We start from the raw sequence: 18,940 nt of genomic DNA, 5'->3' as shown, positions 1-18,940 counted from the left end.
AATTAATAAAAATTGTTTGTCTTTAACTAAGTAATTAAATTTCTCTTGAAAAATTACTTTTTGTTTAGTAATTTGAATAGAGCTTGTTCATTGAGTTTAAGAACAGTTTTGTTTTCTTCTATTGCTGGAGTATTTTTTATTATCTATCTTGTTTGTTTGTTGAAGGGAGAAGATTTGTTTGAAAAATTTGATTTATCTGATAAGTGTTGTAATTACAATTCTTTAGAAAATAATTTCAGAAAGGGAGATTCTCTTTCTTTATTTATTAAAAGAACATTCTATATTTATGTAAGACCAATATTTTTTTCTCTTTTGAGAAAAGTTAATAGATTTTTTAGCTTAAATAAGTTTTTTTCTACTTCTTTAATGGTAGCGGTTTAATAAATAAGATAAATTTTTAAGCTTTTTTAAAAAGCTTTTCGGTAGAATAATAGGAGTTTATTTTTTTAATCATTTATTAAAAGAGATTAGTATTTAATGTCTTCTTTTTGGGATGGATTTTTAGAATCCTTTTTAAAATCTTTGTTTTTTCAAGACAATAATAAATGAGGTTTAATTGGAGCTGGGATTGCAATGATTGCTGGTATGGGAGCGGCTATTGCTCAAGGTTATATGGGAGGGAAGGCTGTAGAAGCTTTAGCTAGAAATCCTGAAGTTGAAGCTCTTATTTTTAAACAATTTATAATTGGTGCTGCTATCTGCGAGTCTGTAGCAATATATGCGCTTATTATAGCGATTATCATAGCAGTAACTGGAGCATAAAAATTTTATTTATATCTCTATTTTTTTAAAGCTTTTTTAGAGTTTAAACAGCTAAAAAAGAGTAATTTAAAGACAACTTTTAACTAAAAGTTGTTTCTCCCCTCTAAGCTAGTAGCTTTTACTACTGCTTCATTAGGAACTATTGGTTTATCTTCTTATTTAATTCCTTATAGCTTAAAAAATTGAATTCCAAGCTTAAGAAATATTTTTTCCATTTCTAAATCATCTTATGATAAGCAAAATATAAATGAATTTGCGATAGAACAACAAGCAATTTTAAAAGTTTTAAATACTTTATTTAAAGATTTATCTGAAGGAGTGATAGCTACGAAAGAAAGAAAAGAAGAAAGAGCTAAAAATATTAAAGAAGCTTTAGATTTAATTTTGAAATTAGAAGGCAAAATTAATTCTTTTTATGAAGAAAGTCTAAAAATTGTGGAATCTTTAGACAAATTGAGAGAACAATTAACTTCGTAACAAAAAGAAAGATTGGAAAAAGAATCAAATTTAAAAACAATAGAGTATTGACGAAAATTATTTTCTAACTTTAGTGATGGTTTGCTTAGTATTAAAGAATCTCTTAATAACTTTATTGAAGTTTTAACAATAGTACCTAAAAATAGTAGTAGTAGTAGTAGTAGTCAAAAAAATTCATCGGGGGGGGCAAAGCTGGTGAAAAGGCTCAAGAAGAGTTAAAAAAAGTTAAAGAAAATTTTTTGAATAGAAATAAAGCATTAATTAAAGCTTTATCTCAAGGTTTTAAAATACTAGAAAAGCTTTATTTAAAAGAATCAGAAATAGAAAAAGTTATTTTGCAATTGGATAATAATATTTCATTTATAAATTGGTCATCTAATCTTCATAACATCAATCTAAAAGCTTTAAATCTAAAAATTAATGAATTAATAAAAGAATTAAATAGCACAAAAGATAAATTAATAAAACTACATAAAGAATGAGAAGAGTTTAAAACCAAATTATTTGAATTTAGAAATTATGAAGGTATAGTTCAAAATAGTCTTTGCATAAATACACAATATAAAGATGATCGGGGCAAATGTTCTCAAAAACAAGTGAAATCATAGTAAAGATTTTTTTATTAAATAAGTTAAAGGAATTTTTTAAATTAGGTTGAATTTAACTGAATATAACGGAAATTTAAAAATAATTTTCAATTAAATTGTTTTTACCTTCCAAAGCAATAGCTTTATTCACTACTTCCTTGGGAACTATTGGTTTATCTTCTTATCTAATTCCTTATACTTTAAAGGATTTAGTTCCCGATTTGGGAAATATATTTTTAACTTCTAAATCATCTTATGAAAAGCAAAATGTAGATAAATTTACAAATGAACAGAAAGAAATTTTAGAAAGTTTAACTAATTTGTTTAAAGATTTATCTAATGGAATTAATGCTTCCGAAGAGAGAAGAGAAGAAAAATTAAAAAAAATTCAAGAAACTTTATATTTAGTTTCAGAAATAGAAAGTAAGAATCTCAAATTATATGAAGAAAGCCAAAAAATTGTAGATCTTTTATCTCAATTATCAAATCAATTATCAGAACAGGAAGCAATTAAATTTAAAAATCAATCAGATTTAGCGCAAATTAAATATTTTGAAGAATTATCAGAAAGTTTGAAAAAATTTGCTGAAGAAGGGAAGAATAACTTTAATCAATTTCTTGAAATCATTAAAAAGGGAACAGAAAAAGAAAAATTAACAAAACAAAATGTTGATGGGGGGGGGCAAAGAGTTAAAGCTCAAGAAACATTAAAAAATGTACAAAACAACTTTTCCTCTTTTATACAAGAATTAGAAATAGAAATTTTTCAATTATCTCTTCTAAAAAAAGAATTAAGTTATCAAAAATCTAAATTACAGGAATATATAAAACATTTAGAAACAAATGTTTCTTTCATTAAGGTTTCATCTAGTGTTTTTAGTTCACGACTTGAAGCATTGAGAAAAGAAATCAATACTTTTATAAAACGTTTAAATGAATTTAATCAAAGACTGAGGGATTTGCAAAAGGAATGAGAGGAATTTAAGGATAAATTATTTATTTTTAGGAATTATTTTGGAATAGTTCAAAATAATCTTTGTGTAAATGCGCAATATCAAAATGATCAAGGAAAATGTGAACAAATTAAAAATAGTTAAATTTTTTTAAAACAAAGAAAGGTTTTTAAAAACCTTTCTTAATATTGAAAAGATTTTTTTAAATTAGGTTAGATTAAATTGAATAAAATAAAAAATTTAAAATAGCCTTTAATTAAATAAATTGTTTTTTCCTGCTAAAGCAATAGCTTTATCTACTGCTTCGCTAGGAACTTTAGGTATATCTTCTTATTTAATTCCTAATAATTTAAAAAATAATTTAAATTTAGAAAAATTTTTTAAAGACTCTAAATCACCTTATTATAGTCAGAATACGGCAGTATTTGTAGATGAGCAAAAAGAAAAAGAGGAAAAGATAGAACCTTTACTAAATAATTTAGCTTTAGGAATTAGTGCAACAAATAATCGAAAAGAAGAAAAATTAGAAAATATGAAAAAAATTTTAGAGTTGATTTTGAAAACGGAAGAAGACATAAATTCTTTATATGAAAAAAGCTCAAAAGTGGTGCAATTAATTTTTGATTTATCAAAAAATTTATCTGAACAACAAATTTCAAAATTAAATAAACAATCTAATTTAGAAGAAATTAAGTATTATAAAGAATTATTAAAAAAATTAAATCAATCTATTGAAAATGGAAAGAATAATTTTGATAAATTTGCAAAAATTATAGAAGAAGCTACAAAAAGTAGTAATAATAAGAATGCTAAATCTGATTCTGCTGCGGGGGGGGAGAAGCAGGAAAGAAAGCGAAAGCAAAATTAGAAGAAGTTAAAAATAATTTGAATTCAGTTAGTGAGCGTTTAGAAAAGATTTCTGGGAAATTAGTTCTTTTGGAGATGAATTTTTATTCTAAAGAATTGAAACTAGAAAAAAATATAGCTAACTTAGAAAAAAGTATTTTTTCTATTAATTTATCTTCTAATGTTTTAAATATGTACCTTAAGCCATTAAATTTAGAAATTAATAATTTAATAAAAAAATTAAATGAATCAAGAGAAACACTTCAAAAATTACATAAAGAATGAGAAGAACTTAAGAATAAATTATTTATTTTTCAAAATTATTGAGGTATAGTTCAAAATAGTTTTTGTAATGACAATATAAAATATTTCGAAAAAGATAAATGTGAAAAAACTGTTGTATAGTTGCAAATAAAATAATTAAATTTTTTTATAAAAATGTTTAATTAAAAGCGGAATTTAACTAAATAAAGCAGAAAATTTAAAGTAAAAATTTTTAGTTAAATTGTTTTTCCCCTCTAAGTTAATATCTTTAACTACTACATCTTTAGGAGCTCTTGGACTGTCGTCTTATTTAATTCCCTATGAATTAAGCAATTTATTTCCAAATTTACAAAAAATCTTTTCCAAAAATAAGTCATTTTATGAACAACAAAATATAAAAGAATTTATAAACAAACAAAAAGAAATATTAGAGAAATTGGAATCTTTATTTCATAATTTATCTAATGGAATTAATGCAGCTAATACATTAAAAGAGCAAAAATCAATTGAAATCAAAAATACTTTAGATTTAATTTTCAAAATAGAAGGAGAAATAGATCGTCTATATAAAGAAAGCGTGAAAGTTGTAGAAATTTTGAATAATTTAATGGAAATATTATCTAAACAAGAAAAAGATAAACTAGAAAATCAAACTAAATTACATGAATTAAAACAGATAAATCAATTGTCATCTAGTTTGAAAGATTATATGAGTAATATGCAAAAAACAATTAAAGAATTTAAAAAGATTATTAGTGATGCTACTCAAAAAAATCTCAAAAATAATCAATCAACTGATATTTCGGGGGGGGCAAAAAGTGCAGGAGATGAAGCTAAAGAAAAGTTAAAAGAAATTGAAACAACACTTTCTGATAAAGATCAACAATTGGATAAGTCTTTATATAAAGTCAATAAATCACTTATGAATCTTTATTTAACGGAGATAAAAATTGAACAAATTATTTTAGATTTAGAAAAAAGTATTGTATTTCTGAATTTGCTTTCTAATTTTCATAACATTAACTTAAAGTTTTTGAATTTTGAAATTAATGAATTTATAAAAAAATTAAATGAAAGTAGAAGAGATCTTCAAAAATTTCATGAGGAGTGAGAAGTTTTTAAGTCTAAATTATTTGAATTTAAAAATTATGAGGGAATAGTGAAGAATAGTATTTGCATTAATACACAATACAAAGAAAAAGAAAAGTGCGATAAAATTAATTCTGAAAGGAAAATAATTTAAATAGCTTAGTTTTCCTCGTATTTTATTAGGAACACTTTAAATTTAAGTAAAAAGTTGTTTAAGAGAAATAGAGATTGAAGAGATATTCTTAGAGAAGTAGAAGAAGAAAAGAGGTTAAACAGAAAACTTAATAATGAAAATGATTCAAATGAAGAAGAAATAAATAACGAAAATTAATTTTTAATAATTTAATAAAGGCTCCTTTTAGGGAGCTTTTAAGAAAAATTAATAAGTTCTTGAAATAATTATTTTAGTTGTGAATTGTTTATAAATTAGTCTAAATGAATAAATGAAAATGAGTGACTTTAGATAAATTAGGCCTATTAGAAAATGGAATGTCACTTTCTGTAAAAATGATAAATTTTGAAGCTTTGTTTAAGGGGAAAAATATCCCTTTTATTGATGGATCCGATATTTCTAGAAGTAAATTATGGCTTTTAAAAAATGGAAGATATTGCAATTTTAAAAGATTTAGTAATAAAGCGAAATTATTCCCTAAGAATACCGTTTGCATAGTTAGATGTGGCACATCAGGAGATTCAGCTTTATTAAAAGCCAGCTCTTGTCTTTCAGATAAGGTTTACGGATTTAATTCATTTAAAGAGATTTCAAATCCTAAATTCATTAAATATTGTTTTGACTTTCCAATAATAAAAGAAAAAATAGTGTCACTTTCTAAATCATCTACCGCTCAGCCAGTTTTATCTTTTCAAAAATTACGAATCGTTAAATTTCCTTTACCTCCCTTTGTCATTCAACAAAAAATTGGAAATATCCTTTCCGCTTATGATGAATTAACTGAAAATAATGAACGACAAATTGAGTTATTAGAAGCTTTAAGAACTTATTTTTATAAAAAATTATTGCTAAATAATTTCCAAAATAATTGAAAAAGATTAAAACTGGAAGAAATGGCCACAATTATAAAAGGAACAAAACCGGCAAGTCACGCGCTACAAAATCAATATATATATATATATATGGTGAAAATGTATATCCTTTTTTTACTTGTTCTATTGAAACTCAAAAATCTTCAACTTTTTCTTATGACATGTCAGCAATATTAGTTGCCGGAGGAGGAAATTTTTCTGCAAAAATTTGTAGAGGAAAATTTGAAGCTTCAACGGATGTGTTTATTATTTCGTCAAATAGTAAAAATTTCGATTATTTAATTTTTTTGAAAATTAAAAAAGAATTAATTCAATTAAATAAAGTGGTCCAAGGAACAACTATAAAGCATTTAAGTAGAGAAGTTTTAAAAAAACTTGAAATACTAATACCAGATGACAAAACTTTAGAAAAATTTAATGATTTTTGTGAAAATATTCAACTAAAAATTGAAAATTTACATTCAAAAATAGAAATATTAGATAGAACTAAAAAGTATTTGTTAAATAGAATTTTTAGTGAAAAATTAGAAATTCTTTAATAAATTAGGATATTTGTTTTTAAAAGAAGTTGTGTTAGAGCTTACAAAAGAATATTTTTCTTTTTAGTTAAAATTTTTAGGAGAATTAAGGGTATTATGAAAGAAAATTTAATTCATGTGTAAGGACTTGTCTAGCTTAAAAGGAAACATTTTTAAAAGTTTTTCCAAGTAAAAAAGTAAAAGAGGCCGTGAAAGGCCTCTTTAGAAAAATTATTTAAGTTAATTTATTTTTCAGAAAATAATTTCAAAAAATTTAATTTAAAAATATTTATTTATGAAAGTAATAGTAGCTTTAGGAAATCCAGGCAAAGAATATGAAAATACAAGGCACAATGTTGGTTTTTATCTTTTAGATAAATTCCACTTTCTAAATAATTGTTCTAATTATGAAAGCTTTTTAGGTTCTCAAATTTCAAAAAATAGAACATTTAAAGATAAAGAGATAAGTTATATTCTTTGCAAGCCTTATGAATTTATGAATAATTCGGGAAAATCATTTATAAAATTATTTCATTTTCTTAAATTAAATATTCAAAATGTTTTATTAATTTATGATGAATTAGATATTCCCTTAGGAAAATATTCTTTAACAAAAAGAAAAGAAAAGAAAATATCCCACTTGGGAGTTAAAAATTTAGAAAGTTTTTTTCCTTTGGATAGTATTTTGAAATTAAAAATAGGGATAAGACCGAATAATTCAAAGAATTTAATTATCAAACATTTTGTAATGGAAAATTTTTATATTGAAGAAAAAAATCAAATAAATCTTTTAGAAAAAGAAATATTTGAAATTATTAAAAAATTTCTCTTTTTAGATGAAAAAGAAATTTTAAACCCCATAAACTACTTGAAAAGATAATAGACTAAAATTTTCCCCCCTTTTGAAAGGGGGGGGAAAATAAAATTTCTATTTAAATAATTTTTTCTCCTTTCAATTTCATTTTTTATCTTTTAAAACTTCCTCTTTTTTTCTAATTCTTTTATAAGTTACAGTAATGCGTTTTGTGCCTTCACCCGCAGAAGAGGGAACAGTTATTTGTTCTGTAACAATTTCATATAAACTGTCTATGTTATTTTTAGCTTGATAGAATAATCAAAACAGAACTCAAAAAAAGAAAATGATAATAACAATAGAAGATAAAGTGAAAGGAACTAATGTTTCTGTATTTTGTAAAGAACTTCATGGAATTTGTGACATTTTCAAATAAAAAACTAGACCAATTTAAATATTAAAGCATACTTTATAGCTATATATTGCTATAAGTCTTTATTATCTAAAAATTAAAAATTTATTCCTTTTTTATTTTTTCAGATATTAGCTTAATGAAAAAACTTAATAGAATATGAGTTCTAAATTACTATATGGATTGCCAACAACCTTGTTGGCTAATAATTTAATTATTGACACTAGTCAAATTGATTTAAATAGAATAACTCATAAAAATGCCCAAGAAAATAAAAAGATTTTATCAAAAGAAGATTTTAAAAAAAATTTAGAACCTTTAAATTTTCCAGACTCAAATTTACTTCTACCAGTTAATGTAATAATTTTTGATAAGTACTATAGAAGATTATCTGAGTGAAAATATTTGGATAAATATACTTTTGAAAATAATATATTAGTTTTTGACAAAAAACTAATTCATTCCGAAGAATATAAAGGCTCTTATAAAAAAGTTTGATTAAATGATCTGAAGCATTTAAGGGACTTTAAATATTACAAAACCAATATGAAACAATATCCTTATAGAAATGATTCCTTTAATATTAATTGAATTGATGGAAAGGGTTCTGGCCATCATTTAAGAAATATTCTTTCTTTGAGTCTTCCTCAAAAAATTGAAAAGTCTTTTGAGACTCATAATAAGATAGTTCAATTAAATCATGCCTTTCCTATGGATTCAAAAATACATCTTTATTCAGGATATTGAAAGAATGGCGAATTAAATCAAAAAAATAATGTAATCTCAAACGTTGAGTATGGAAATTTGAAATTACATCACAAAAGATGAAATGACATTTATCATAATTTTCCAGAAGAAAAACAAACTTGTGAAAGTTTGTCATCAAAGCAAGATAAAGATTTAAAAAAACAAAAATCTTATATTTCTGAAGGATTTGACTCTAAATGCGATCAAATAGGATTAGCAAATCTTCAGTCTTATTTTCGAAATAATAGAGATAAAAATATTTATTCTTCCGGATATGTTGGATATAGAAATAAGGAAAATAGTTGAAATAAACAATATTTTTTCTATTCATTGGGAGAATGAATGTTAGATAGACCGGCACAATATCAAGTTAATGAATCTCAAGAATCCGACAACAAAATTTGATATGTTGATTTTGATGATATTTTTATTCCTGAAATAAAAATCCCAGAAATATTTAACAAAACGAAAGATCATACTTTAAAACTATCAATTTATTTAAACTATGACAAAATTAATAGCTCATTAAGCGATTTTTGAAAGATTAGTCCTCAATTAAATTACAAAATGAAATTTAAGTTAAATGGAGAGGATAGAGAAATTAAATTTCATATTAAAGATATTTTGGAAGGAAAGACTTTTGACATAATGAGTTCTCAAAATAAAATTCTTGATTATTCTTTTTCTAATTTTGAATTATTAGTAAATTCTGATAATTCAAAAATTAAATTAGTTTTCAATGAAAATGAAAAATCATTTAAGTATAAATTAAATCTTTCTATTATTAAACAAAGATTTAATTTATTTCATTCAATAGTAATGGATCAAGATGAATTAAAAAATTACTATTATTCGGAATTAAAAAATAAAGAAAAATTAGAAAAGTTATTTTATTTAGTATCTACAGATAAAGAGGGAAATAAAAGTAAATTTATAAAAATGTCAAAAGAATGATTAGATTATTTGAAAATAAAAATTACTGGAAATGATTTGAGTCCTGCAGCATCAATAGAATATTATGATTTTTTGGTTGAAGAAAATAAAAAATTAGAGCTTTCTAATTTACAATATTTACCTAGTTTTTTGAAATCCGAATATATTAGAAGAGATAAATTTTCTAGTGTTAAAGAAATTATTTCTTCCCAAACAAATCAAAAAATAGGAGAATTTTTCTGAAATAATATGGATTTGAAATTAATTGAAAAAAATATTTTAGACGGAACTGAAAAATATGTAATAGTTCCTAAAGATATAAATGAAATTAATCGAGAGTGAAAAGAGTATTATAAAAATATTCAAATAAAGGTTAAAAATAGTCTAGATAAATATTTAATTCCTAAAACTCAAATTTCTAATTTACAAGAAATAATTAAAAATGGTAATTTTCAAGAATTATTTAATGTACATAAACCAGAAAATAAAAAGTTTGATATAGATATAACAGACTTTAAATTTACTAAAATAGGAGAAAAAAATGATTATATAGAAGCTATAGTGGAATATCAAAAAAATCCTTCTAAGGATATTTTCGAACAAATGAGTGAAGATGGAGAAAAAGTTAATCTTTTGGGCAAAACCAAATTTAAAATCAATAAAAGAGATTCATATATGATATTTCCCAATGATTCAGAATTACCTTTTTATATTTCGACTGGATCTGAAATTGATCAATCTAAATCCCTTTTAGATAATTCAATAGTTATTCCTGCAGTTGTTGGAGGAGTTCTTTCTGGTGGTGGATTAGTAGCTGGGATTGGAGCTTTTTTGTCTAAAAAATTAAGGTTATTGTCTTAATTTAGGTTTTTTATGGCTGTCTCTCCGAGAAGAGTTTCTAAAACTAAAAAAAGAATGAGAAATTCTCATTCTGGTATTAAAGATTTTCTTCCTTTATTACAGTGTTCTAAATGTGCAAAATATGTAAAATTTCATAGAGTTTGTGAATGCGGATACTATAGAAATAAAAAAATTTTCTAGTAGATAATAAAAATTAATTGAATTTAGAAAAAGTTTTTACTCTTTTTTCCAATCATAATTTAAATGCTTTTTCAAACAGAGTTATTGTTGATAAGCAAGGATTAAAGAATCTTAGATTAGTATGAATTGCTGTTCTTTTTTCATTAGTTTTATCCGTTTTTGTTATACTAGCTTTTTTTGCTTAAATTTATTAAAAACATGAAAAACCTTTTTAACAATACTTTTGAAATTCTAAAATCATCCTTTATCAGCAGATAGGGATTAAAAGGGGCTTTAAGGCCCTTTTCAATAAAGTTAATCCCTACTGAATAGTTTTATTTACTGGTATAGTTTTTTTATTAGGTTCTATAGTTTCCTTATACTATGAACCCTCTTGAAAACATTTTTTAGTTATTATTCGCCAGATAACTTGACAATCTAATTTTTTTGCTCTTGGAGTAGCTTTAGCTTATATAATAAAACCAAAATTATCAATTTTTAAAACAGATTCAATTTTTATTGTTGTATCTTCATTATTAGTAACTTCAGGATTTATTTTTTATTTCTTATTTTTACCAATTTATTTAAGTACTGATTTATTGTATTATTACTCAGTAAAAATACCTACATCTGTTAATATTTTTTGAAATTTGTGAAATCATACTGTAACTCCTATTGCTTTTATAAATTTATTAATTTATAGATTTAGAAGAGAAGATTCTTCCCTTAGAGTTAATAAATATGAAGTATCTAAAAAATTTGGAATTTATTGATTATTAAATATAATCAGTAATATTTTCTTTTCATTTGATAAGACACAATTATTGCCTTATGGAGCTGTTACTAATTGAAATTGAACCAGATTAACAGAAGTTTTGAAATCAACGGAAAATAATAGTCATTTGGATGTGCAATTTTCGGCCTATAATTTTCAATTATCATTCTTTTCTTTTATTATTGTAGGGGCAGTTGTTGCATTATCTTTTTTAGTATTTTGACTTCTTTCTGATTATCCTTTTAAAAGATGAAATAAATCTATTAATTTACATTCATTAATTTTTAATAAGTATTAATTTTTTATTACCTGCAAAAGGTTTTGAATTCAAAAAACTATAAAAGAGAAATTTATGATTTTCAACTTTTAGATTTTTTCATAAAGGATTAGGGGAAAATTTCCCCTAATCTTCCCCAATGAAAATTAATTAATCTAAATGCAAAAAGGAAATTAGGACATTTTTAGCAAAAATACTTATAAATTTAGTATTTTTAAAAATCTAACTCATTTAAATTTTTTATTTTTTTCAAATTGCTCCACCTTCTGGACAAATTAATCCATTAATGCCAACAGAACACATTTCTTTTTGTTTTGTTTGATTTGATTTAGCTAATCTTAGGGTTTCCATAATCATTTTTCGTTCTGGCCCAATTAAATCACAAAAAGTCAGATATGTAATTGCTCTTGCAACTTTATCTTGAATATTTTTATGTCAAGAACTTTGCCCTAAATTTTCTAAAACTACTTTAAATTCTCTTCACCATTCCCCTACATTTTTTAATTTTTCCTGTAGTTTATCTCAAATTCATCTTGGTTTTCCCCCATCTTCGTCTTTAGGGTGTCATTGAATCCCAAATTTTCCATCCAATTCAAATTCCTCGCTTTCATTAAGTTTCCCCGCTCAACCTTTCAATAGCGGCAAAACATTTTCCTTTTTGTATTTCTCTTGCTTTTTGCAATCTTTATTATGGGAATCTTTTTGAACACATCATTTTCCATTTAGCATTAATGTGACAACTGATTTAGCTAAAGCTTGTCGAACGCGCTTCTGAATTTGATCTTTATAGGTGCCTTGAAATTCATTTCGTTTATATACTCAAACTTCTAAAGCAAGATTTTCTACTGGAACTCTAACTTTAGCGAATCTCCCGTAAGTTCTACCACTAAACAGTTGTAAGTAATTTCTCTCTTCATGAGAAATTTCTAAATTGTTATGTTCATTTGTTTTAACCCCTCTCTTTTGCAATCACTTTCCAATTCCTTCCTTTCTCCCGCGAATTGCAGATATGACTGCAGCTATCTCTCTGTTTTCTCTGCCAATTTTATCTCAACTTGATCATTTATTTGAAGTAGCTGAATAAATAGCATCTCTTAAGTGACAACTAAAAAATAAGTTTAAATAACCTTTTAAACCATCTTCTACTTTTCTAAAAAACTCTTGTATTCTCATCACATCTCCATTTTGCCCCTCTCCAGGTCTAGTTCAATCATTGTTTCCAATCATATCACCATCTAAGCATGGAACTTCAACCTTAACTTTTTTTCCAAATTTTCCTGAATCATGATTTGAAATGGCAACTTTCATTTCATTTCCTAAACTAATTTTTCTTTCTCCATTAATCACAATATTTTCATATCTAACAACTCTGTTGTTGTCAACCTGAGTCTCAGACCCAACTTTTAAACTATCTACATAACTGACTCCTGTGCAAGCCCCAACTGGGCATCCAATCACCCCAGTTAACCAGCCCTTTCTTATAATCTAACTTTGTAATTCTAACATCAATATATTGTTAAAATTTGTTCCTCTTTTTCTATCTACAGCGACAATTTCACCTCTTTTACTCTCTTGGGCAAAAGGATCTTATTCAAAAAATACTTCTTTAAAAGAACTTAAACCAACAACAATTCTTTATACAACAAACTCACGTGATGCTGGAAATGGTTTAATTGGTCCAGTTGTACATTTACCTACTTGAGTTGTAAATTCCAATTAAATTTACTAATAATTGTTATTAATTATTAAATTTTTTTACTGTTTTTCCTTAAAAAGTATTTATTACTATCTATTTAACCTCATTTTTTAAATTAAGAATTTATTAAACTAAATTTGTTTTCTTAATTAAGAAAATTTAATTACCGATGCTAATTTTTTTATATTCTTTTTATATTCTCGCTATACTCCCATAAGAGATTATAAAAGGAAAATTATAAAAAAACTACTCAAAAATATACTTTAAATTTTTTTAATTTTTATCTTTTCAAATTAATCCACCTTTAGGGCAAATTATTCCGTTTTTTCCAAAAGTACATATTTTTTCTCTTATTTTTTTATCAAAGTAAGATGACCTTATCTCTTCCATAATCATTCTTCTTTCGAAGCCAATTAAATTGCAAAAAACTTGGTAAGCAATTTCTTTTGCCACTTCATCTTGAATTTTTTTATGTCAAGAACTTTCCCCTAATTTTTTAATTAGGTTTTTAATGTTTTCTCATTCTTTATCTTTGTCGCCTTTAATTTTTGTAAAGCTTTCTCAAAGTCATTTTGGTCTTCCTCCTTTTCCATTTCCAGGGTGTCATTCGACTCCAATTAATCCATCAAATTGAAATTTCTTTCCTAGGCTCATTGCTCTATCTTTATTAACTAAACCCTTGATAGTTTCATCTTTATATTCTTTATAATTTAAACATTTCTGTTTTCTGAAATCTTTTTGTGTGCATCATTCTCCATTCAAAATTATTCATATAATTGACTCCACTAGAGCCCTTCGAACGGATGTTTGTATTATATCTTTATATGAATTTTCAAATTCTTTGCGGTCATATATTCACATTTCTAAAGCAAGATTTTCAATTGGAACTTTTTCATTAGCGTTTCGGCCATACACTCCATTGAACAAATTTAAGTAGCTTTTTGTTTCTGATGATCCTGCACTTGAATTTATACCGTTTATCATTGCCAGCCCTTTAGGTTTATTTCTAATTGTTCCTACAATTGAAGCTATCTCTCTATGTTCTATCCCGATCTTATCCCAGCGTGCTCATCTTTCTGAAGATGCTTTACTAATTGCGTAATTTATATCACAGCCAAACAATAAATTTAAATAACCTTTTAAACCATCTTCTACTTTTTTAAAAAACTCTTGTATCTTCATTAGATCTCCTTGGCCCCCCCCGAGTTTGGTTCAATCACTATTTCCAATCATATCGCCATCTAAGCAGGGAACTTCAACCTTAACTTTTTTGCTAAATTTTCCTTTGTCACGACTTGAGATGACAACATCCATTTCTTTTCCCAAATTTATTTTTCTTTCTCCATGAATTACAGTATTTTCATATCTAACAATTCTGTTGTTTTCAACTTGAGTCTTAGATCCAACTCTTAGACCATCTACATAATTAATTCCCGCACAAGCCCCAACTGGACATCCAATTACCCCAGTTAATCAGCCCTTTCTTATAACCTAATTTTTTAATTCCAAATCCAAAATGTTGTTAAAATTTGCTCCTTTTTTCTTATTTACAGCAACTATTTCACTTTTTTTATTTTCTTCGACGAAAGGACCTTATTCAAAAAATCTTTTTACTTTATTCCTTTATATTGTTATCAATATTCTATGGGAAATAATAAAAAATTGCAGAACAACTATCCAGAAATATACTTGATTCTTTTGTTAATCGAGAACAAACCTAAATCTAATAATCAAGACAAAGAATTTTCTTTAAATCCTTTTAATTTTTCCTTCTTTATTTTATTTGTAAAACCTTAATTTATAGGGAATTAAAGTAATTTGATAACTTTTATCAAAAATAAATACTTTTAAATGTTTTAATTTTTATCTTTTCAAATTAATCCGCCTTTAGGACAAATTATTCCATTTTTTCCGATAGAACACATTTTCTTTCTTAATTCTTCATTAGAAATTGCCAGTCTAACCAATTCGATTTCTTTTGTTCTATTTCCTCCAATTAAGTCACAAAAAACTCGATAAGAAATTTCATCTGCAACTTCATTTTGTATTTTTTTGAATCACGAACTATCGCTAAGATTTCCTAAGTATTCTATAACTTTTTTTCAAAAATTATCCCCCCCTTTTTCATAATCTTTCATACCTTGTCAAATTCAAACAGGGCGACCTTTACCTTCTTGACCAGTATGTCACTGAACTCCTGTCTTGCCATCTAATTGAAATTCTTTGATTTCTTTTATATTTTGGCTTTGAATAAAACCATATTCATTCAATTTTGTTTTATATTTTTCTCATTTCAGGCAATTACCGTGAGATCAGTCTTTTTGAGTACACCAATTTCCATTAATTACAATCCCAGTTATAGTTTCAGCTAACGCCCGTCTAACATTTGCTTGTACCTCTTTTTGATATGTTTCTTGAAATTCATTCCTATTATGAATTCAAGTTTTTAATACAACCCCATTAATCAGGATTTCTGTCTTTTCATCTCCTCGACTATAACGACCATCAAATAATTTCAAATATCCTCTATTTTTATGAGAATTTTTTTCGCGTGATAATTCTTCTTGTTGAGTATTTTTTAAACCAGTCATTTTATTCATTGGACTTCGAGCTGCAATGACAATTGCAGCAATATTTTGTTCTTTTGTTCCGAACCTTCTCTGACCATCTCATCCGCCTTTAATAAAATCTTCAACAACTTTTTTGAAATTGCAACTAAACATTAAATTCAAATAACCTTTCAATCCATTTTCAATTCTTTTAATAAAGTCAGTTCATCCCAATCCAACTTTAGAAGTTTGTTCTCACCCGTTGTAACCAATCATGTCTCCATTTAAACAGGGAATTGCAACTTTAATTTCTTTTTTATGATCGTTTCCTCCATGCTTTAGAATGGTTATATTCGTTTCTCCTCCTAAATTAATTTTTTTCTCGCTATTTGATTTAAAAGTCTCTCAATCCATGATCCTATCACTTTTAACTGAAGATGTGAATCCAACTTCCAGTTTCTTAATTAAATTGACTCCTACTCAGAGACCATATGGACATCCAATAATACTGGCTATTAATCCTTTTTTCATAATTTATTTCAAAAACATCAAAACTTGAAGTAGTCTTTTTAGTGCATTAATCTTTTGTTTTTTGTTTAAAAACTCTTAAAAGTGATAAATGTTATTGTCGCTTATATGTTTGGATAGCTGCTGTTATATTTTTGAATTCTTTAACCTTTAATAAATTTTCTTAATAATTATTGACAATTTCATTAACCTAATCATTTTTTTCATGATTAATAAACTTGAAAATCTAAAACATTCATCATCGAGAATTAAGCCGTTTGTCTCCCTATCTTTTATAAAGTATTACTCCTCCATCAGGACAAGTTATTCCTGTATTTCATATACCGCATAAATCTCCTTTTTGATTGATAAGCATCCTTTCAAACTCTTCAGCAAGTTCTTTAACAGCTTGTTTTAAAGCTTCCGTTGATAGTTGCCCTATGCTCCCTGCAAATTCAATAAGTTTTCAAGTAACTCCTTTACCATCACTTTTCCCTTCCCTCCTACCCCATTCATTGTTTTGGCTATTATTTTTTCATCTTCCCGACAATCATCAATCCCCAATTTCAATATTTATCTTTTCTTGTCTTCCTGAATTTTTATCAATTAATTTTTCAATATCTGTTTTGAGAGAATTATCTTCACCTATTTTCCCCGATTTTAAACATCCATTATTTTCAGGTTTAAATTTATTTGAAAAAATGCATAAATTTTGTCCTGTCCAAATTCCTTCGTTGAGTCACCGATTAACAAGATTTTCAATAGTTTTTTCGAGCTTCTCCTCAATCGACTTTCTTACTTCATCTTGAATGTTTTTATTAACAAATTGCGGTTCTATTTTGCATATTACTCTTTTTTCTTTTAATCGTTGACAATCATTATGATAATTTGCTGCAAGATTTATTTTTTCTATATTATTTTTATTCTGATATTTTCATTTTCAATGAATTCGGCCCCCCCCGCCCTCCTGTAGAGTAAACATTTGTTCAAGAAAGCCAACACCAACTTTTCCATTTTCATCAATTAAATCTTTATATTGGCATCCTACCCATTTATTTATTTTTTGTCTTAACAATTCATCTATTTCTTTTAAAGCTTTCTTTATGTAATCTCTTACTACATATGATCCTTGTTGTGTTTGAAGTTGATTTCATTTCAATAAAATATCTGGCCTAAATTCCCCATTTAAACATAATCCCAAAATAACAAATTTTTTGTTTTTTTGTTTTTTATCCTCTTTTCATTCTTCTTTAAGGGGATTTTTTTCATCTGGAGAAAAAGTTATTGTGGATTCATCAACAGCAACTTTTCTTCCTTCTATATTTAAAGTTGTTTCTTTAGATCCAAAAAATCCAATAAAGGGTCCAGCAAAAATTCCCGGAAAGGCAAATAAAAATAAACCGCTTTTAATTTTTTAGAATATAAGTCGTTTTTTTATGTTGTTTCTAAAAAAAATTTCAAAAATGTCCCCACTTTTTACTAATTCTAGATGGTTTAGAAAAAGGGCATTATCTAAAACTGTTCTTTTTAAAATTTCTAGTGAAATTTTAAACCATTTCCCTTAAATTTATTTCTCTTTTTAATCTAAAAAAATTAATGAAAAAATACTAATTAAGGTGTTTTTTCTTAATTTTATTGTCCATAAATTAATCCTCCTTTGGGGCAAGATATTCCTTTATTTCATATTCCGCAAAATTCTTTCTTGCGATCACTTATCACATTTTCAAATTCATCAACAAGCTCTTTAACGGCTTGATTTAATGGTTTTTCTTGTAATTGACCTATACTTCCTGCAAATTCAATAAGTTTTCAGGTAACTTCTTGTTCATTGGAATTTTGTTTTTTTTGGCCCCACACTTCCTTATCTTTACTCTTTCAACGCCCTGAAAGTCAATAATTTCCAATTTCAACATTTATATTTCCATTTTTTTGTAAATTTTTAACTAATTTTTTAATATCATCTTTAAGTTTTATGTCATTACCAATTTCTCCTGATTTTAAGCAGATATCATCCTTAAATTTAAAACCACTTGGATAAACACATAACTTTTTTCCATCTCAAATTCCCTTATTAAGTCATCGATTAACAAGATTTTCAATAGCTTTTTCCAATTTTTCCTCAATTAATTTTTTTGCTTCAGCTTTAATATTTTCATTAACAAATTGAGGTTTTATTTTGCATATGATTGTTTCTTTCTTTAAATTTTTACATTCATTTTTATAATTTGCGGTAAGTTTTGTACTATTTTTTTGATTTTTTAATTCTCAAATAATTTGTCCACTGCCCCCCCCACCTTGCACAGTAAATATTTGATCGAGAAAACCAATGCCAACTTCTCCATTTTCATCAACTAAATCTTCACTTAAACACCCTATTCATTTATTTATTTTTCGCCTTAACATCTTATCCATTTCTTGTAAAGCTTTTCTTATGTTACTTCTGATCGTATATGATCCTCCGTTGTTTGTTTGAATTTTTTCTCAGTTTAGTAGAATTTCTGGACGGAATTCACCATTTAAACATAATCCAACAATAACAAATTTTTTATTTTTTCCTAAGTTTTTGAGAGGATTTTTCTCATCTGAAAAAGAAGTTATCGCTGACGATTCGACAATAACTTTTTCTTTCCCTACATTTAAAATCGTTTCTTTAGACCCAAAAAATCCCATAACAGGTCCAGCAAAAATTCC

Annotated in this window: 25 protein-coding genes; 19 read left to right on the top strand and 6 right to left on the bottom strand. The window is 25.7% G+C overall.

Features of this window, described 5'->3' with window-relative positions:
• The first annotated feature begins 90 nt into the window (after positions 1-90).
• The 13 genes from PRV_RS01925 to pth all read left to right on the top strand — a co-directional run bounded on the left by PRV_RS01925 (position 91) and on the right by pth (position 7,420).
• Complete coding sequence (locus PRV_RS01925) at positions 91-381, top strand: hypothetical protein (RefSeq protein WP_144062309.1); 291 nt, start codon at positions 91-93, stop codon at positions 379-381.
• A gap of 96 nt (positions 382-477) precedes the next feature.
• Complete coding sequence (atpE, locus tag PRV_RS01920) at positions 478-762, top strand: ATP synthase F0 subunit C (protein ID WP_022770041.1); 285 nt, start codon at positions 478-480, stop codon at positions 760-762.
• A gap of 90 nt (positions 763-852) precedes the next feature.
• Entirely contained in the window at positions 853-1,239 is a 387-nt protein-coding gene (locus PRV_RS01915; protein WP_022770036.1) for a hypothetical protein, read from the top strand.
• Positions 1,240-1,251: 12 nt separating this feature from the next.
• Entirely contained in the window at positions 1,252-1,458 is a 207-nt protein-coding gene (locus PRV_RS01910) for a hypothetical protein (protein WP_022770032.1), read from the top strand.
• Between the two features lie 20 nt (positions 1,459-1,478).
• Positions 1,479-1,847 (top strand): hypothetical protein, encoded by a 369-nt coding sequence (locus tag PRV_RS01905; protein ID WP_022770027.1) that lies wholly within the window; start codon positions 1,479-1,481, stop codon positions 1,845-1,847.
• Between the two features lie 95 nt (positions 1,848-1,942).
• A complete protein-coding gene (locus tag PRV_RS01900) occupies positions 1,943-2,923 on the top strand; it encodes a V-type ATP synthase subunit I domain-containing protein (protein WP_022770023.1) in 981 nt (326 codons plus the stop codon).
• A 121-nt stretch (positions 2,924-3,044) separates the two neighbouring features.
• The gene (locus PRV_RS01895) at positions 3,045-3,647 is read left to right on the top strand and encodes a hypothetical protein (protein ID WP_022770019.1); all 603 of its coding nucleotides are present in this window, start codon (positions 3,045-3,047) and stop codon (positions 3,645-3,647) included.
• A 17-nt stretch (positions 3,648-3,664) separates the two neighbouring features.
• Positions 3,665-4,030, top strand: a complete 366-nt coding sequence (locus tag PRV_RS01890) for a hypothetical protein (RefSeq protein WP_022770016.1) — start codon at positions 3,665-3,667, stop codon at positions 4,028-4,030.
• Positions 4,031-4,130: 100 nt separating this feature from the next.
• Positions 4,131-5,132 (top strand): coiled-coil domain-containing protein, encoded by a 1,002-nt coding sequence (locus PRV_RS01885; protein ID WP_022770012.1) that lies wholly within the window; start codon positions 4,131-4,133, stop codon positions 5,130-5,132.
• 54 nt (positions 5,133-5,186) lie between these two features.
• Positions 5,187-5,309 (top strand): hypothetical protein, encoded by a 123-nt coding sequence (locus tag PRV_RS03155; RefSeq protein ID WP_022770008.1) that lies wholly within the window; start codon positions 5,187-5,189, stop codon positions 5,307-5,309.
• Positions 5,310-5,413: 104 nt separating this feature from the next.
• Positions 5,414-6,199, top strand: a complete 786-nt coding sequence (locus PRV_RS01880; protein ID WP_022770004.1) for a restriction endonuclease subunit S — start codon at positions 5,414-5,416, stop codon at positions 6,197-6,199.
• The gene (locus tag PRV_RS02950; protein WP_330216742.1) at positions 6,097-6,561 is read left to right on the top strand and encodes a restriction endonuclease subunit S; all 465 of its coding nucleotides are present in this window, start codon (positions 6,097-6,099) and stop codon (positions 6,559-6,561) included. The genes PRV_RS01880 and PRV_RS02950 overlap by 103 nt, the downstream gene beginning before the upstream one ends.
• 274 nt (positions 6,562-6,835) lie before the next feature.
• On the top strand, positions 6,836-7,420 hold the full coding sequence (gene pth / locus PRV_RS01870) for an aminoacyl-tRNA hydrolase (RefSeq protein WP_022769997.1): 585 nt from the start codon (positions 6,836-6,838) through the stop codon (positions 7,418-7,420).
• Between the two features lie 48 nt (positions 7,421-7,468).
• On the opposite strand, the gene PRV_RS01865 is transcribed toward pth, so the two are convergent.
• On the bottom strand, positions 7,469-7,759 hold the full coding sequence (locus PRV_RS01865) for a hypothetical protein (protein ID WP_022769993.1): 291 nt from the start codon (positions 7,757-7,759) through the stop codon (positions 7,469-7,471).
• 145 nt (positions 7,760-7,904) lie between these two features.
• Between PRV_RS01865 and PRV_RS01860 the strand changes: the two genes are divergently transcribed.
• The 4 genes from PRV_RS01860 (at position 7,905) to PRV_RS01850 (ending at position 11,518) form a co-directional block, all read left to right on the top strand.
• Complete coding sequence (locus PRV_RS01860) at positions 7,905-10,286, top strand: hypothetical protein (RefSeq protein ID WP_022769989.1); 2,382 nt, start codon at positions 7,905-7,907, stop codon at positions 10,284-10,286.
• A gap of 12 nt (positions 10,287-10,298) precedes the next feature.
• On the top strand, positions 10,299-10,466 hold the full coding sequence (gene rpmF, locus PRV_RS01855; RefSeq protein WP_022769986.1) for a 50S ribosomal protein L32: 168 nt from the start codon (positions 10,299-10,301) through the stop codon (positions 10,464-10,466).
• 17 nt (positions 10,467-10,483) lie between these two features.
• Entirely contained in the window at positions 10,484-10,651 is a 168-nt protein-coding gene (locus PRV_RS03050) for a hypothetical protein (protein WP_022769982.1), read from the top strand.
• A 393-nt stretch (positions 10,652-11,044) separates the two neighbouring features.
• Positions 11,045-11,518: a hypothetical protein gene (locus PRV_RS01850; protein ID WP_022769979.1), complete on the top strand. Its 474-nt coding sequence runs from the start codon at positions 11,045-11,047 to the stop codon at positions 11,516-11,518.
• A 219-nt stretch (positions 11,519-11,737) separates the two neighbouring features.
• On the opposite strand, the gene PRV_RS01845 is transcribed toward PRV_RS01850, so the two are convergent.
• Positions 11,738-12,955, bottom strand: a complete 1,218-nt coding sequence (locus PRV_RS01845; protein ID WP_022769977.1) for a hypothetical protein — start codon at positions 12,953-12,955, stop codon at positions 11,738-11,740.
• A gap of 55 nt (positions 12,956-13,010) precedes the next feature.
• Here PRV_RS01845 and PRV_RS01840 point away from each other — a divergent pair, with 55 nt between their 5' ends.
• Entirely contained in the window at positions 13,011-13,217 is a 207-nt protein-coding gene (locus PRV_RS01840; protein ID WP_022769973.1) for a hypothetical protein, read from the top strand.
• A 249-nt stretch (positions 13,218-13,466) separates the two neighbouring features.
• Here PRV_RS01840 and PRV_RS01835 read toward each other — a convergent pair whose 3' ends face one another.
• The 3 genes from PRV_RS01835 to PRV_RS01825 form a co-directional block, all read right to left on the bottom strand.
• Positions 13,467-14,519 carry a hypothetical protein gene (locus PRV_RS01835; protein WP_022769969.1) on the bottom strand — a complete coding sequence of 351 codons (1,053 nt, stop codon included), beginning with the start codon at positions 14,517-14,519 and terminating at the stop codon, positions 13,467-13,469.
• A gap of 530 nt (positions 14,520-15,049) precedes the next feature.
• Positions 15,050-16,273, bottom strand: coding sequence for a hypothetical protein (locus PRV_RS01830; RefSeq protein ID WP_022769963.1), 1,224 nt, complete (start codon positions 16,271-16,273; stop codon positions 15,050-15,052).
• 262 nt (positions 16,274-16,535) lie between these two features.
• Positions 16,536-17,450 (bottom strand): hypothetical protein, encoded by a 915-nt coding sequence (locus tag PRV_RS01825; protein ID WP_022769962.1) that lies wholly within the window; start codon positions 17,448-17,450, stop codon positions 16,536-16,538.
• Between the two features lie 13 nt (positions 17,451-17,463).
• Here PRV_RS01825 and PRV_RS01820 point away from each other — a divergent pair, with 13 nt between their 5' ends.
• Positions 17,464-17,667 carry a hypothetical protein gene (locus PRV_RS01820; protein WP_022769958.1) on the top strand — a complete coding sequence of 68 codons (204 nt, stop codon included), beginning with the start codon at positions 17,464-17,466 and terminating at the stop codon, positions 17,665-17,667.
• Between the two features lie 214 nt (positions 17,668-17,881).
• On the opposite strand, the gene PRV_RS01815 is transcribed toward PRV_RS01820, so the two are convergent.
• Positions 17,882-18,919, bottom strand: coding sequence for a hypothetical protein (locus tag PRV_RS01815; RefSeq protein ID WP_022769950.1), 1,038 nt, complete (start codon positions 18,917-18,919; stop codon positions 17,882-17,884).
• Between the last annotated feature and the right edge of the window lie 21 nt (positions 18,920-18,940).

This window comes from Mycoplasma parvum str. Indiana (genome assembly GCF_000477415.1).
GTDB lineage: Bacteria > Bacillota_I > Bacilli_A > Mycoplasmatales > Mycoplasmoidaceae > Eperythrozoon_A > Eperythrozoon_A parvum.
Note: the sequence above shows the minus strand (reverse complement) of the source record. Positions and strands in the feature narration are given on the sequence as shown.